The organism is Pseudoalteromonas sp. SIMBA_162, from assembly GCF_046535955.1.
Lineage (GTDB): Bacteria > Pseudomonadota > Gammaproteobacteria > Enterobacterales > Alteromonadaceae > Pseudoalteromonas > Pseudoalteromonas marina.
On record NZ_JAWJBQ010000001.1, the window covers coordinates 242959 to 259030 of the forward strand.

Genomic DNA, 16072 nt, shown 5'->3' on the forward strand with positions numbered 1-16072 from the left:
AGTAAATACTGAAAAGTTTGTATTAAAAGCTTGTAACAACTAGTGTTTGTAGATATACCTATAAATATTCGCACCGCTAATGCGGTAAACACATTTTCAATATTTGGTTAGAAATAGGCAACTATGGGCAAATCGCTAGTAATTGTAGAGTCACCTGCTAAGGCTAAAACAATTAATAAATACTTAGGTAATGACTTTATCGTAAAGTCCAGTATTGGACATGTACGAGACTTACCTACCTCAGGTTCGAGCAAAGCAAAAGTGCCGGCAACTAAAACGCCAGCAGAAGTGCGTAAAATGCCACCGGATGAGAAAGCAGCTTATAAACAGCAACGAGATTACACAAACTTGGTTGCACGTATGGGGATTGATCCTGAAAAAGGCTGGCAGCCTCATTACGAAATCCTACCGGGTAAAGAAAAGGTTGTTCAAGAATTACAAAAGCTGGCCGAAAAAGCAGACCAAATATACCTCGCAACGGATTTGGATAGAGAAGGGGAAGCAATTGCTTGGCACCTTCAAGAAATCATTGGTGGTGAACCAGAAAAATACAAACGCGTTGTTTTTAACGAAATTACTAAAAATGCCATTCAGCAAGCGTTTGAAACACCGGGTGAGCTAAATACTGACATGGTATTTGCTCAGCAAACTCGTCGCTTTTTAGACCGTGTTGTGGGCTTTATGGTATCGCCGCTTCTGTGGGCAAAAGTAGCGCGTGGTTTATCTGCAGGGCGAGTACAGTCAGTTGCAGTGCGATTACTCGTAGAGCGTGAGCGTGAAATAAAAGCGTTTATTCCAGAAGAGTTCTGGGATATTCATGCAGATGTTAAAAATAGCGAGTCTGACTTACGTTTAGAAGTCACTAAACAAGCAGACAAGCCATTTAAACCTGTAAATGAAGCACAGATCAAAGAGGCGGTAAAAAGCCTTGAGAGTGCAGAATATAAAGTTGTTAATGTTGAAGAAAAACCGAGTAAAAGTCGCCCAAGTGCACCTTTAATCACATCAACAATGCAGCAAGCTGCCAGTACACGTTTAGGTTATGGTGTTAAAAAGACCATGATGCTAGCGCAGCGATTGTACGAAGGTGGTTATATTACTTATATGCGTACTGATTCAACAAACTTATCGAAAGATGCTGTTGAGATGTGTCGGGAATACGTTACAGAGCAATTTGGCTCAAAATATCTGCCAAAAGAACCAATTAACTACAGTTCTAAAGGTAATGCACAGGAGGCACACGAAGCGATTCGTCCTTCTAGCGTTACTGTGCTGTCTGGACACCTTGAAGGTGTAGATGCCGATGCTAAAAAGCTTTACGAATTAATATGGCGTCAATTTGTAGCGTGCCAAATGGTACCTGCAGAGTACGATTTAACAACCTTAACTGTTGCGGCTAACGATTTTCAGCTTAAGGCAAAAGGGCGTGTGCTTCGTTTTGATGGTTGGACCAAAGTGCAACCAGCTGTTCGTAAGAAGAACGAAGAAGATCAATCACTCCCAGCTGTTGCAGTGGGCGAAACACTAACACTTGTTGAACTTGATCCTAAACAGCACTTCACTAAGCCACCTGCGCGCTTTAGTGAGGCAAGTTTGGTAAAAGAGTTAGAAAAACGAGGAATAGGTCGTCCATCTACTTATGCTTCTATCATTTCTACAATACAAGACCGTGGCTATGTGCGGGTAGAAAACCGTCGTTTCTTTGCTGAAAAAATGGGTGAAATTGTAACCGATCGTCTGGTTGAAAACTTTACCGATTTAATGAACTTCGATTTCACAGCAAAAATGGAAGGCCGTTTAGATGATATAGCAGAAGGTGAGCGTGTATGGACGCAAGTACTTGATAAGTTTTACGCTGATTTTTCAACCCAATTAACCATTGCAAAAGACGAACCAGAACAAGGTGGCATGCGTCTTAATGAAATGGTTGAAACTGATATAGAGTGTCCTACCTGTAGCCGTAAAATGGGTATTCGCACGGCATCAACGGGTGTTTTCTTAGGGTGTACAGGTTATAACTTACCGCCTAAAGAACGTTGTACTACTACTATGAATTTAGTGTCGGGCGATGAAGCGGTTGCCGCTGATGTTGAAGACGAAGAAACAGAAAAATTAATGCAAATGAAGCGCTGTCCCGTTTGTGAAACAGCGATGGATTCGTATTTAATTGATGAGACTCGCAAGTTACATGTATGTGGTAACAACCCAGCGTGTAAAGGGCATATTGTTGAGCAAGGCACGTTTAAGATTAAAGGTTATGACGGTCCAATTATTGAGTGTGATAAATGCGGCTCAGACATGGAACTTAAATCTGGACGTTTTGGTAAGTACTTTGGCTGTAATAACGAAGAGTGTAAAAATACACGTAAGTTACTAAAGAATGGTGAAGCTGCTCCGCCTAAAGAAGATCCAGTTCATATTCCTGAATTAGAATGTGAAAAATCAGAAGCCTATTTTGTATTACGTGATGGTGCTGCAGGTATATTTTTAGCTGCAAATACATTCCCTAAATCGCGTGAAACTCGAGCTCCTAAGGTTGAAGAGTTAAAACGATTTAGAGATCGTATATCCCCTAAATTTTACTATTTAGCGGACGCACCAGGTCAAGACCCTGATGGTAATCTTGCTGTTGTGCGCTACAGTCGTAAAAACAAAGCGCAGTATGTTATGACTGAGATAGACGGCAAAGCAACTGGTTGGACTGCTCATTATGAAGCAGGTAAGTGGGTAGAAGAAGCCAAGAAAAAAGCTGCACCTAAAAAGAAAGCAGCTGCTAAAAAAGCCCCTGCTAAAGCAAAACCTAAAGCAAAAGCAAAAAAAGATGAAGAGTAACTAAAGCTCGTTTTTAACACCTTATAGTTACAAAAAACCGGAATGCACAGCATGTGTCTATTCCGGTTTTTTTATGCTTGGTAATTGTGCTCGCAACGGCTTTTTGGCTGTTCAATTAGCTAAGCATAGCTAGCCTTTAAAGCAGGCTTAAAGCATACCTTTGAGTCAGGGTTAGATTTTTACAGAAGTTACTTTTTGATAGCCTTCTGATTCAAGCTCATCATTTACGCAATTTAAAACATACGCGTAAAGGTCTTCATTCATTACATCGTCGTCTTTAGCCCAGTTAACGCACATCTCAGTGTACTCTTTTACCATTTGTGCTGATGCTACTGGTGTATCGTCTGCTACTGAGTATGTTGCATATACTGCAAATAGAGACGCTGTAAGTGATGCAAGTAATGCTTTTTTCATTCGTTTATTCCTAAAAATGGTTTTATAGCGGTGATTGTCGCTATTAAACAAACATGTCCAAGCAGAACGCTTCTGTTGGTATGCTGAATTTAATCGAATTTTAAATAAAAGATAACGAAATATATTTATCGTAAAGATAAGTTTATTTATGAGCCGTTTTTTTATAATTATTTGTATAAGCTTAATTAATACGTTAATGTCGCATTTTTAAATTCATAGAATAATAAATGACACCTAACACTCCCGTTACACCCAAAAAAAACATTCAATCAACCAATAAAATAGAGCATGCATTGGAGTCGTTTATTTTTAAAGGACGTTGGTTGTTAGCGCCTTTTTTTGTTGGCCTTTTGTTTGCAGTTATTTTGTTATTAATAAAGTTTTTTAAACAACTTTATTTAATGGGGATCGCTACTTTTACCGCATCAAGCCAAGATTTACTAGTAGGCATATTGACGCTGGTTGATACAGCGTTACTTGCAGGCTTATTATTGATTATTATATTTAGTGGATACGAAAACTTTGTGTCTAAACTAGGTATAGATAATCATGAAGATAAGCCATCTTGGATGGGTAAAGTGGGGTTTTCAGGGCTGAAAATGAAGCTTATCAGCGCAATCGTTGCAATATCGGCTGTAGAACTATTAAAAGTGTTTATAAATTCAGAGGCGCATTCAAACGACGAGCTACTATGGAAAGTAATAATCCACGTTACCTTTGTAATGTCCGGAGTGTTGTTTGCATTTACCGATTACCTCAATAGTAAAACCCATAACCATTAAATTTACCTACAAAAAAAGCCCATGTTATTACATGGGCTTTTTTGTAACTAATTAGCGGTTAGTATCAATTAGCACTTTGCGTAATAGCATGCAAAAGGCGCTAATAGTAATTCCTCGCTCGTTACATGGCCTTTATGGTGGCTAAGCTCACTAAACTCTGTTAATACTTCAGTTGGCAGCGATAGCGATGCATCAGCGCTGCTTAAATTAAAAACACACAACATTTTTTCATTTTCGAATGTTCTGTAAAAAGCAAGTACAGGCTCATGTGTGTTAATAAATTCAATATCGCCTTCAAGTAGCACGGTTTTTGTTTTTCGCCACGCCATAAATTCACGATAAGCATTTAAAATAGAATCATGATCATGTGTTTGCTGTTTTACTGATTGCTGTTTATGCTGCTCGTCTACAGGAAGCCATGGCTTAGTGTCACTAAAGCCCGCATGGTGTAAATCGGCATTATCCCATGGCATCGGCGTTCTACAGCCATCACGGCCTTTAAAGTTTGGCCAAAAGGTTATCCCATACGGGTCTTGCAAATCCTCAAAGGCTACGTTTGCTTCCCCTAGGCCTAACTCTTCACCCTGGTACATACATACGCTACCGCGCAAGGATGCGAGTAGGGCGGTGAGCATTTTACATTGCTGTGAATTAACTTCGCCATTTTGACTCCAACGGCTTGCTACACGTTCAACGTCGTGATTACTAAACGCCCAACAAGGCCAGCCTTCTGTCATTCCTTTTTCAAGGGTTTGCACGGTTGTTCTTATATACTCACTTGAATAATCGTTAGTCAAAAGCTCAAAGCTATAACCCATATGCAGCTTATCACCGCCTTGTGTGTACTCTGCCATAGTGGCTAAAGAGTCCTCTGACGAAATTTCACCCAGTGATACAGTGCCTGGGTATTTATTAAGTAACGCACGAATATCTTGCATAAACTCAATATTTTCAGGTTGGGTATTATTGTAATAGTGGTATTGAAATGCGTAAGGGTTGTCTTCACTGAAACCACGGCCTTGGCGTTTTTCTTTTGGTTTTGCAGGATTATCACGAAGCTGCGCATCATGATAACAAAAGTTAATGGCATCGAGTCTAAAACCATCAACGCCTTTTTTAAGCCAAAACTCAACGTTATCTAGCACTGCTTTTCTAACATCTGGGTTATGAAAATTTAAATCGGGTTGTTCAGTTAAAAAGTTATGAAGGTAGTATTGCCCTCTGCGTGGTTCCCATTGCCATGCACCGCCGCCAAAAATTGATAACCAGTTATTTGGTGCAGTGCCGTCTTCTTTAGAGTCAGCCCACACATACCAGTCGGCTTTGTCGTTACTTTGATTTTCACGGCTGTCTAAAAACCATTGATGTTGATCTGACGTATGGCTTAATACCTGATCGATAATAATTTTAATATCGCGGTCGTGTGCTTGTTCTATGAGCTCGTCGAAGTCGTTTAAATTGCCAAATAAAGGGTCAATATCACGGTAGTCACTAATATCGTAACCAAAATCTTTCATTGGAGATTTAAAAAATGGCGAAATCCAAATAGCATCAACACCTAAGCTCTTAATATAATCAATACGATTAATTATTCCTCTTAAATCACCAATACCGTCGTTGTTGCTATCTTGAAAGCTACGCGGGTAAACTTGATAAATAACCGCACCTTTATACCACTGCTTTTGGGCCATGCTTTTCTCCGTCATTCCAAACAGTTTTTTAAATTCTTATATGTGATTATGGTAAATCACGTTATTTGCAAAAAGCATACGTGAAGGCCGAGATACTGTAAAAAGACTGCATACGTATGCACAAAAATAAGCATGTTTGAGTGACTTCAAAAAGCGTCTATTTAGTTTTAAGGAAGCGTTGCCATTAAATTAAATCTGTTTACCAATTGCATGTAATTAAAAAGTAACACGGCATAGCACCTCGCAAGTGCATATTTTAGCTGGGTTGCACTATAATAGTGATTGAATGTAATGGTCTTACCAATTTCACATTGATATTTATTAGTTAAATTTAGCCAATGGTGTATGGATCTAATTTATTTCTTAATAATTACAAGCTGTTAAAGCAGGTTTAAATCATTAGGCTATTTTGCATAATTGTAATATTCGGATAAAATTTTTTGCACCAATAAATGTCATTTAAAACAGTGTGTTACTAATTTTTTTGTGAAGTTTATGTTAATTTATGTTGGTTTTATAAGGCTTGAATACGTATGCATAAACTTGTTAATAAAATAAACCAAGCGTTAATATCCATCCTGACAACAAAATAAGCTCGCCTCTGTTTACTATCACTAAACAATTGAGCGGGTATCACAATATGGGTAACGGGAAAACATCATGTCTATGTTCAAACCAAGTATATTAACTCTGGCGTTAGCTGCTGCTGGCATCACTAGTTTTGCAGCAACTGCAGCGGAAGAAAAACAATTAAAAAATGATGACGTAGAAGTTATCGAAGTTAAAGGTTTTCGTGGCAGTATTGTAGAATCAATCAACACTAAACGTTTTTCACCAGAAGTCGTTGAATCTATCTCTGCAGAAGATATCGGTAAGCTACCTGATTCGTCGATTGCTGAGTCTATCGCTCGTCTACCTGGCTTAACAGCACAGCGCCTAGACGGGCGTGCAAGCCGAGTGAGTGTACGTGGCTTTAGCGAAAACGAAAGTGCCACTACATTTAATGGTCGTGAGCAAGTATCAATTGGTGATAACCGTGGTGTTGAGTTCGACCTTTACCCATCTGAAATAATGAGCGGCGTTACCGTTTATAAAACACCAAGTGCGAGTATCGAAGCTGAAGGCATCGCCGGTGTTATCGACATGCAAACCGTTAAACCTTTAAGTAAAGGTGAACGTGTAATCATGTTTAATGGTCAACTTGAGCAAACTGGTTTTGGTAAGCTTAATCCAGACGGTGATGATCAAGGTTACCGTGGTACGGTTTCATACATTGACCAATTCGCAGATGACACCATTGGTGTTGCGTTTGCTCTAAACACAATGAGTTCACCAAACCAAGAAAAGCGTTGGAACTCATGGGGTTACCCAGAGTTTACTACTGAAGATGGTCAATCATATTCTATTTTAGGTGGTGCTAAACCATACGTACGTTCTTCAACGCTTGAGCGTGATTCAGCAATGCTTGTATTAGAAGCTGCACCGACTGATAAATTGAATATGACGTTTGATGCGCTTTATATCGACTTTTCAGATGAACAAATTTTGCGCGGTATCGAAATTCCATTTGCATGGGGTCAAGGTTCAATTAGCTCAGATTCAACAACAGTTGATGCTGAAACTGGATTTATCACAAGTGCTGTGACTGAAGGTCAGCGTGTTGTTGTTCGTAACGACCATCAAGAACGAAAAGCTGAATTAACGCAGTTTGGTTTTAATGCAAAATACGATATTAACGACAGTTGGAGCACAGAGTTTGATATTAGCCGCTCTGAGGTTGAACGTCAGCTATGGAGCATTGAAAGTTATTCAGGCACAGGTCGAGGTGATGCTAATGGTGTTGCTGACAACATTGGTTATATGCTTGATGGCGGTAATACAGGTGCACAATTTTCTCATGAGCTAGACTATAGTGACTATAACCTAATTCAATTAGGTGGCCCGTTATCGTGGGGTGGAAGTAAAGCCCTTAATGACAAATATGGTTTAACTGACACACCATTTCAAAATACAGCACAAGATGGTTTCATCAATGCGCCAGAAGTGAATGATGAACTAACCACGTTAAAACTTGCTGCAACTAAAATTCTAGACAACGAATACGTTAATGCTGTTAAATTTGGTATGTCTTATCGTGACCGTGAAAAATCAAAGTTATCTGAAGGTTATTTTTTAACACTTAAAGATTTTTCTCTATCAAACCCAGGTATGGTTTCGGTTCCAGAGCAGTACCGTTTAGGTTCAGCTAGCTTAGACTTCATTGGTATGGGCGATATGATTGCCTACGATACTCGTGCCCTAATAAACGATGGTTACTATGATTTACTTCAAGAGAGCCTTACAGACCAAAAACATAAAACACAGTCGTGGACAGTCCAAGAAAAAGTAACTGCCTTCTTTGTTCAAGCCGATATTAACGCAGAAATTGGATCAATTCCGGTAACAGGTAATGTGGGCGTTCGTTATGTTAAAACTGAACAGTCTTCACAAGGTTCAGCTGCTAACACAGTAGACGGTCTCGTAGTTGTTACACCAACAGACGTAAGTCACGACTACAGCCATGTTTTACCAAGCATTAACTTGTCGTTTGCAATCGACGAAGAACAAACGTTACGTTTTGGTGCGGCTAAAACTATTTCACGCGCATTGTTAAACGATATGAATGCGTCAATCAATGCATCATACGGTCAACAACCAGATGATAATGGCAACTTTTGGAGTATTTCAGGTGGTAACCCTAAACTAGAGCCAAAAGAAGCGACAGGCTTCGATATCAGCTACGAAAATTACTTTAATGCAGAAGGTTACTTCTCTGCTGCGGTTTTCTATAAAGATATCAACCAGTGGATATTTGATGGTACTTACGCAGTCGATATGTCTGGCGTTGCTAACCCTGCAACGGGTGAAATACCAGCAACTTCTTCAGGTACTGGTAATGGTAAAGTAAATGGTGGCGGCGGTGACCTATGGGGTTACGAGCTTTCTCTTGCGCTACCGTTTAACGTATTTCATTCTTCACTTGATGGCTTTGGTTTAATTGCAAGCCATACAGGCATTGAGCAAGACGTTGAAGATCAAAATGGGAATGAATATGAACTTGTTGGCTTATCTGACCAAATAGATAGCTTAACTGTTTACTACGAGCGTAATGGCTTCCAAGCGCGTACAAGTATGCGTAAACGTAGTGACTTTAAAGGTAACGTAAATGGATTAGGCCTTGCTGCAACTCAAGTTGACATTAAAGGTGAAACAATTTGGGATGCACAATTGGGCTTTGATTTTGGAGAAGCAGGTGTTGATAGCTTAGATGGCTTAAATGTAACCTTCCAAGTACAAAATATTACTGAAGAACCGTTTACCACTTTAAGTGGCGATAACGCGCTACAAGTACGTGACTACCAAGATTATGGTCGTACGTTCTTATTGGGCTTTAGTTACAAGCTATAATAAACGTTGTGTGTAGGAGCCCTTGTAATTTATTTTACAAGGGCTTTTTTATAGCTACTTTATCTAAATTTTATCAAACTTAACAAAGCTTTGGCTTGTACAAGTGGGCAATACTATGAAACCAATAAAAAACGTTGTTATTGCGGGCGGTGGGACCGCTGGTTGGATAGCCGCAGCGCTACTTAATAAAGTGTTAGGTAAAGTAATTAACATCACCCTTATAGAATCCAGCAGTATTGGCACAATTGGCGTTGGTGAAGCGACCATTCCGCCTATTATTCAGCTCAACAATGCGTTAGGTATTAATGAACAAGATTTTATAAATGCCACTAATGCCTCTATAAAGCTTGGTATTGAGTTCGAAAACTGGAAAACACCATCACATAGTTACATGCATGCGTTTGGCTCGTTTGGTAAAGACTTTCCGTTTTGTGACTTTTATAACTTTTGGGTAAAAGGGCAAATTAGTGGTAGTGAGGATTCTTTATGGGATTTTTCACTTAATTACCAAGCAGCTAAAAAGCACAAGTTTGCACCACTAAGCGCTATTCCTAATACCCAGCTACCTGGGATAAGTTACGCTTTTCATTTTGATGCCACCTTATATGCTGAGTACCTTAAAAAACTGGCATTATCACGCGGTGTAAAACACATCGATGCAAAAATAGAGCGTGTTACTCAGTGCACAAATACAGGCCGAATTAACAGTCTAACGCTTGATAATAATAGCCAAATAGAGGGAGATTTATTTATAGATTGTACGGGGCAACGTGCACTTTTAATTGAGCAAACGCTTAATACAGGCTTTGTTGATTGGTCGCATTATTTACCATGCGATAGCGCCGTAGCAGTGCAATCAACAGGAAGTGACGAATTAAGGCCTTATACGCGTTCTATTGCACATAACGCAGGCTGGCAGTGGCAAATACCGTTGCAAAATAGAACAGGAAACGGGCTTGTTTACTGCAGTCGATATTTATCTGACGAGGGCGCGACTGCACTTTTACTTAATAACTTACCGGGTGAACCGACAACAGATCCTCGCTTAATAAAATTTAAAACTGGGCGACGCTTAAAGCAATGGCATAAAAATGTGGTAGCAGTGGGGCTTTCAAGTGGGTTTTTAGAGCCGCTTGAGTCTACCAGTATTCATTTAATTCAAAGTGCGGTTATACGTTTAATTAAGTTATTTCCTCATAATGGCATTAGTGATGCGCTTGTTACTGAATTTAATAAGCAAAGTGTTACTGAAATAGAACATATTCGCGACTTCATTATTTTGCATTACAAATTAAACGAACGAGAAGACTCGCCATTTTGGCGCCAATGTAAGCAAATGGATATACCTCAATCGTTAGCTCATAAAATAGATTTATTTAGGCAAACAGGCAAGGTAGTGCGCGAAAACGACGAGCTATTTGCAGAAGTGGCTTGGCAGCAGGTGTGTATTGGGCAAGGTCTTATTCCCGAGGATTACAACAACATCGTTGAGTCACTCAGTAGTGAACAACTAAACGATTTATTCTCAACACTAAAAACGCTTATTACCTCAACGGTAGATCAATTACCCACTCATAAAGATTTTTTAGCAAAAATTAAAAAGGCATGATGATGCAACTTTTAAAAAAACTTTTACTTGTAAGTGCCTGTACTTTACCAACCATTAGCTACGCACTTGACGTTGAGCCAGCTAATTGGTGGGTTGGCATGAACAAAAACACGATTACCATCATGGTTCATGAGCAAAACATTGCAAACGAGCACATTAAATTAGCTAAATACAACGGCGTTAAGTTAAATAAAGTAACCCGTACCGATAATCCAAATTATGTATTTTTAAATATTACCATCACCGACGCCGCTAAAGCCGGAACGCTTAAGTTTAATAGCAGCGAAACGAGCAATAACTTTGAGTTCCCACTTCTTGATCGAGATAAAAACAGCGCTCAGCGTCAAGGGTTTACATCAGCCGATACGCTTTATTTAATTAACCCCGATCGCTTTGCTAATGGTGATAAAGAAAACGATACCGTCCCAAACATGTTAGAAGCAGCAAACCCGAGTATAAAAGGTGGGCGCCACGGTGGTGATATTCAAGGCGTTATAAACGCGCTTCCCTATTTAAACGACTTAGGCGTAACACAGCTTTGGCTAACGCCTGTGCTTGAAAACAACATGCCTAATTATTCTTATCATGGATATGCAATTACTGACTTTTATAAGGTTGACCCACGAATGGGCTCAAACCAGTTATACAAAACGTTATCTGTAAAAGCAAAAGAGCAGGGTATAGGCCTTGTAATGGATATGGTTCTTAACCATTTTGGCTCTGAGCATACTTGGGTTAAAGATAAGCCAACTAAAGATTGGATTAACTTTAATGGTGAGTTTAATAAAGGCAAGAATGCCACCAGCCATGCGCGCCAAACCATACAAGACCCACATGCCAGTGAATACGACAAGCGCCAGTTTAACGATGGCTGGTTTGTAGAAACCATGCCTGATTTAAATCAGCGCCAGCCACTGTTAAGTGAATACTTAATTCAAAATGCGATTTGGTGGATAGAATACGCCGACTTAAGCGGCATACGCGTTGATACCTACTCTTACTCAGATAAAGCATTTTTGAGTGATTGGACAAAAGCCATAATGCAAGAGTATCCAGACTTTAATATTGTTGGAGAAGAGTGGACGTCTAACCCTGCTATTGCTTCTTACTGGCAACGTGGCAAGCATAATCAAGATGGGTATACATCAAGCTTACCAAGCGTGATGGACTTTTCGTTGCAAGAGTCGGTAATTCAAGCGCTAAATGAAGATGAAAGCTGGAACACGGGTTGGGTTAAAGTATATGAATCGTTAGCTAATGACTTTTTATACCCTGATACAAATAACATTATGGTGTTTGCCGATAACCACGATATGAGCCGTGTTTACACTGAGCTAGGTCAAGATGTAGCCAAAACAAAAATGGCGATGACCTTGTTTTTAACCACACGTGGCATACCGCAAATGTATTACGGTACGGAAGTATTATTAGATAACACCCCAAGTAAAGACCATGGCGATATTAGAATTGATTTTCCTGGAGGGTTTGATGGGCAAACACGTAACGCCTTTACCAAAGAGGGCTTAACAAAACAGCAAAAAGAGATGCATAACACCATCAGTACGCTGCTTAACTTTAGAAAAAACAGCTCAGCACTAGATAAAGGTAAACTTGTACACTTTACGCCTCAACAAGGGGTTTATAGTTATGCACGTATTAGCGATGAGCAAACTGTGTTGGTATTTATGAATAAAAACACACAGACACTACAAAAAAACATTGAGTATATGCAAGAGGTGATGCCTAACAGCACAACAGCATTTAATTTATTTACTCAAAAAATACAAAAGCTTGGCAAAACTGTTCAATTACCAGCTATGAGCGCAACTGTATTAGTTATCAATAAGCCACAATAGTGACCTGAATACGTATGCAGCAACTGTATGGTTGCTGCAGTAATCTTTAGTATAAAGTTAATAACAATACTGACAAAAAAGACACACAATGAAAAAATCAGTTTATATACCCGCAGTGCTGTGTAGTGCACTTATTGCTACAGGGTGTTCAGAAAATAATAAACCTGAACAACAGCAAACACCTGCACATACGCAAAATGAGCTTACCAAGCCAGTTGTGTATCAAGTTTTTACCCGTTTATTTGGTAATACCGAGACAGCCAATGTGCCATGGGGCACTAAAGAGCAAAACGGTGTAGGTAAATTTGCCGACTTTAACGACGCAGCCCTAAAAGGCATTAAAGAGCTAGGTACCACGCACGTTTGGTATACCGGTGTGTTACACCACGCGTTAGTGGGCGATTATACCGACTACGGCATTTCACAAGATGACCCTGATGTGGTAAAAGGTCGCGCAGGCTCACCGTACGCGATTAAAGATTACTACGATGTTAACCCCGATTTAGCTGTTAATGTAACAAACCGCATGGGAGAGTTTACCCAGCTTATTGAACGTACACATAGCCATGGCATGAAAGTCATTATTGATATAGTGCCTAACCATGTGGCACGTAATTATGAATCGCTAGGTAAGCCTAAAGGTGTTAAATACTTTGGTGAGCAAGATGACACCAGTAAAGTGTACGATAAAAATAATAATTTTTACTATGTACCAGGAAAGTCTTTTCAAGTACCTACAGATGTTAATTACCAAGTCCTAGGTGGCAATGCTCATCCACTTGCGGACGGCTTTTTTGATGAAAACCCAGCAAAATGGACCGGTAATGGTGCACGAGCGCCAAAACCTGACATAAACGATTGGTACGAAACCGTAAAAGTGAATTACGGTGTTAAACCAGACGGCAGTTACGACTTTCCAACACTACCAAAAAACATAGAAACGAAAGATTACCGTGTTCATTATGCGTTTTGGCAAGATAAAGAGCTTCCTAACAGCTGGTATAAATTTAGAGACATTGCGCTTTTTTGGCTCGACAAAGGCGTTGATGGCTTTAGATACGACATGGCCGAGATGGTACCGGTCGAATTTTGGAGTTTTTTGAATTCATCAATAAAAATGCAAAAGCCAGATGCCTTTTTACTGGCTGAAGTTTACAACCCAAAAATGTATCGCGCCTATATTCACCAAGGGAAAATGGATTTTCTTTACGACAAAGTGGGCTTTTACGATACGTTAAAGGCCATTATGCAAAGCAAGCAGCCAGCAAACACTATTTTTGATGCGCATAAAACCGTTGCAGACATAGAGCAACACATGTTGCACTTTTTAGAAAATCACGACGAGCAACGTATCGCTAGCCCTGACTTTGCAGGAAATGCAGTTTGGGGTAAACCCGCCATGGTGGTTTCTAACTTAATTAGTCGAGCACCAAGCTTATTATACTTTGGCCAAGATGTTGGTGAGGATGGATCTGAAAATGCCGGCTTTGGATCGCCTACTCGGACTAGTATTTTTGATTACATAGGCGTACCCGCTCATCAAGCATGGATGAATAACGGTAAGTTTGATGGCGCAAAACTCACTAACGAACAAGCTGCTTTGCGTGAGTACTATAAAGCAATTATGGCTTTAAATAGCTTACCTGCTGTTGTAGGCGGCGATATGCAAAAGCTTAACCTTACAGGTAGCGATCGTATTGTTGGGTTTAGCCGAACACTAGGGCAGCAAACAATTTTGGTACTAAGTAACTTCAGTGAGCAAACACAGAGTATCTCCGTTGATTTATCTCAGGAGCAAGTAACAAAACTGGGAGAAAGCTCACTAATTGTTGATTTACTTGAGCAACACCAAGTGGAACTTAAAACACACTCACAAGGCGCCACATTTAACCTGACACTTGATGCATTTAGCAGCGCAGTATTAACAAATAAGGCTAATAATGAATAATCAAAATATTAATACCGATAAGCCAAATTTAAGTTTTTGGCAAATATGGAACATGTGCTTTGGCTTTTTAGGCATACAGTTTGGTTTTGCTCTGCAAAACGGCAATGTAAGCCGAATATTTCAAACATTAGGCGCACAAGTTGATGATATTCCTATTTTATGGGTTGCAGCTCCGCTTACAGGCTTAATTGTTCAGCCTATTATAGGTTACTGGAGCGATAAAACGTGGGGGCGCTTTGGCCGTCGTCGTCCGTTTTTCTTTGTGGGCGCTGTGTTAACAACACTTTCGTTGTTTATTATGCCGCACTCGCCAACACTTTGGATTGCTGCTGGTATGTTGTGGATTATGGATGCCTCAATCAACGTGACAATGGAACCGTTTAGAGCGCTTGTTGGCGATAACCTGCCAGAAAAACAACGCGCGACAGGTTACGGTTTACAAAGCTTTTTTATTGGTATTGGTGCGGTGTTAGCCTCGGCGCTACCATGGATGATGACCAACTGGTTTGATGTAAGTAATACTGCAGCGGCTGGGCAAATTCCCGAGTCGGTTAAATATTCATTTTACTGGGGTGGAGTAGTTTTATTAGTTGCTGTTTTATGGACTGTGGCACGCACGAAGGAATATAGCCCAGAACAACTTGCTGAATTTGAACAGCAAACAGCAAAATCTACGACTGCAATTATTGCTGATATTAACTTTAATAAAGGTGCTATTATTTTTGTGGTGTTAGGTTTAGCAACCCTTGCATTAGTTATGGGTTTATCGCTTGAAAAAGAGCTTTACCTATTAGCCGGTGGATTATTGGCATTTGGTATTGTTCAGTGGATTGCAGCCGCGCTTAAAAGCGCCAACAAAACACAAGGTGGCTTTTACCAAGTAGTACAAGATGTTTTTACGATGCCAGAGGCCATGAAGCAACTTGCATGGGTACAGTTTTTTAGCTGGTTTACCTTATTTGCTATGTGGATTTATACCACCGCTGCAGTAACAAGCTTTCATTATGGTAGTAGCGATGCAACTTCTAAAGCATTTAACGATGGCGCAGACTGGGTGGGTATTTTATTTGCAGCCTACAATGGCTTTGCCGCAATTGCAGCTATGTGTATTCCGTTTTTAGTAAAGAAAATGGGTTTAAAAGGCGCACATTGTTTTAATTTATTGCTAGGCGCGTTAGGCCTTGCAAGCTTTATGTTTATACAAGACCCTAAAATGTTACTTATACCTATGATAGGCGTAGGGTTTGCGTGGGCGTCTATTTTATCGCTGCCTTATGCCATGTTAAGTAACGCCTTACCAAGTAATAAAATGGGCGTTTATATGGGCATTTTTAACTTCTTTATTGTAATACCGCAGTTACTCGCCGCTAGCATTTTAGGGCTTATTTTACGCCATGTATTTTCTAACCAGCCTATTTACGCCCTATTAATTGGTGCAGCCTCATTTGTGGTTGCCGCTGTAGCCGTAATGCGCGTTAAAAATTCTAATTAAG

At 39.9% G+C, this 16072-nt stretch carries 9 protein-coding genes; 7 read left to right on the forward strand and 2 right to left on the reverse strand.

The features are described 5' to 3' along the window. Window positions 1–123: 123 nt before the first annotated feature. Window positions 124–2832, forward strand: coding sequence for a type I DNA topoisomerase (gene topA / locus R0J88_RS01080; RefSeq protein WP_039036869.1), 2709 nt, complete (start codon window positions 124–126; stop codon window positions 2830–2832). A 171-nt stretch (window positions 2833–3003) separates the two neighbouring features. Here the strand turns inward: topA and R0J88_RS01085 are convergent, their stop codons facing one another. Beyond that, a complete protein-coding gene (locus R0J88_RS01085) occupies window positions 3004–3246 on the reverse strand; it encodes a hypothetical protein (RefSeq protein WP_006792156.1) in 243 nt (80 codons plus the stop codon). A gap of 227 nt (window positions 3247–3473) precedes the next feature. On the opposite strand from R0J88_RS01085, the gene R0J88_RS01090 reads away from it, so the two are divergent. Next, window positions 3474–4028 (forward strand): TIGR00645 family protein, encoded by a 555-nt coding sequence (locus R0J88_RS01090; protein WP_010557473.1) that lies wholly within the window; start codon window positions 3474–3476, stop codon window positions 4026–4028. A 68-nt stretch (window positions 4029–4096) separates the two neighbouring features. Here the strand turns inward: R0J88_RS01090 and R0J88_RS01095 are convergent, their stop codons facing one another. Continuing rightward, the gene (locus R0J88_RS01095; protein WP_410898803.1) at window positions 4097–5719 is read right to left on the reverse strand and encodes an alpha-glucosidase family protein; all 1623 of its coding nucleotides are present in this window, start codon (window positions 5717–5719) and stop codon (window positions 4097–4099) included. Window positions 5720–6379: 660 nt separating this feature from the next. Between R0J88_RS01095 and R0J88_RS01100 the strand changes: the two genes are divergently transcribed. The 5 genes from R0J88_RS01100 (at window position 6380) to R0J88_RS01120 (ending at window position 16071) form a co-directional block, all read left to right on the forward strand. Continuing rightward, window positions 6380–9166 carry a TonB-dependent receptor gene (locus R0J88_RS01100; protein WP_006792153.1) on the forward strand — a complete coding sequence of 929 codons (2787 nt, stop codon included), beginning with the start codon at window positions 6380–6382 and terminating at the stop codon, window positions 9164–9166. A 115-nt stretch (window positions 9167–9281) separates the two neighbouring features. Beyond that, complete coding sequence (locus R0J88_RS01105) at window positions 9282–10775, forward strand: tryptophan halogenase family protein (RefSeq protein ID WP_410898804.1); 1494 nt, start codon at window positions 9282–9284, stop codon at window positions 10773–10775. Beyond that, the gene (locus R0J88_RS01110) at window positions 10775–12631 is read left to right on the forward strand and encodes a glycoside hydrolase family 13 protein (protein WP_410898805.1); all 1857 of its coding nucleotides are present in this window, start codon (window positions 10775–10777) and stop codon (window positions 12629–12631) included. The genes R0J88_RS01105 and R0J88_RS01110 overlap by 1 nt, the downstream gene beginning before the upstream one ends. Window positions 12632–12719: 88 nt before the next feature. After that, the gene (locus tag R0J88_RS01115) at window positions 12720–14579 is read left to right on the forward strand and encodes an alpha-amylase family glycosyl hydrolase (RefSeq protein ID WP_410898806.1); all 1860 of its coding nucleotides are present in this window, start codon (window positions 12720–12722) and stop codon (window positions 14577–14579) included. Further along, complete coding sequence (locus R0J88_RS01120; RefSeq protein WP_410898807.1) at window positions 14572–16071, forward strand: MFS transporter; 1500 nt, start codon at window positions 14572–14574, stop codon at window positions 16069–16071. Before R0J88_RS01115 ends, R0J88_RS01120 begins: the two co-directional genes overlap by 8 nt. Window position 16072 lies beyond the last annotated feature (1 nt).

Coding starts and splice junctions, on each gene's coding strand:
- R0J88_RS01090 (WP_010557473.1), top strand. CDS start 3,474: ATGACACCTAACACTCCCGTTACACCCAAAAAAAACATTCAATCAACC.
- topA (WP_039036869.1), top strand. CDS start 124: ATGGGCAAATCGCTAGTAATTGTAGAGTCACCTGCTAAGGCTAAAACA.
- R0J88_RS01095 (WP_410898803.1), bottom strand. CDS start 5,719: ATGGCCCAAAAGCAGTGGTATAAAGGTGCGGTTATTTATCAAGTTTAC.
- R0J88_RS01100 (WP_006792153.1), top strand. CDS start 6,380: ATGTCTATGTTCAAACCAAGTATATTAACTCTGGCGTTAGCTGCTGCT.
- R0J88_RS01085 (WP_006792156.1), bottom strand. CDS start 3,246: ATGAAAAAAGCATTACTTGCATCACTTACAGCGTCTCTATTTGCAGTA.
- R0J88_RS01120 (WP_410898807.1), top strand. CDS start 14,572: ATGAATAATCAAAATATTAATACCGATAAGCCAAATTTAAGTTTTTGG.
- R0J88_RS01115 (WP_410898806.1), top strand. CDS start 12,720: ATGAAAAAATCAGTTTATATACCCGCAGTGCTGTGTAGTGCACTTATT.
- R0J88_RS01110 (WP_410898805.1), top strand. CDS start 10,775: ATGATGCAACTTTTAAAAAAACTTTTACTTGTAAGTGCCTGTACTTTA.
- R0J88_RS01105 (WP_410898804.1), top strand. CDS start 9,282: ATGAAACCAATAAAAAACGTTGTTATTGCGGGCGGTGGGACCGCTGGT.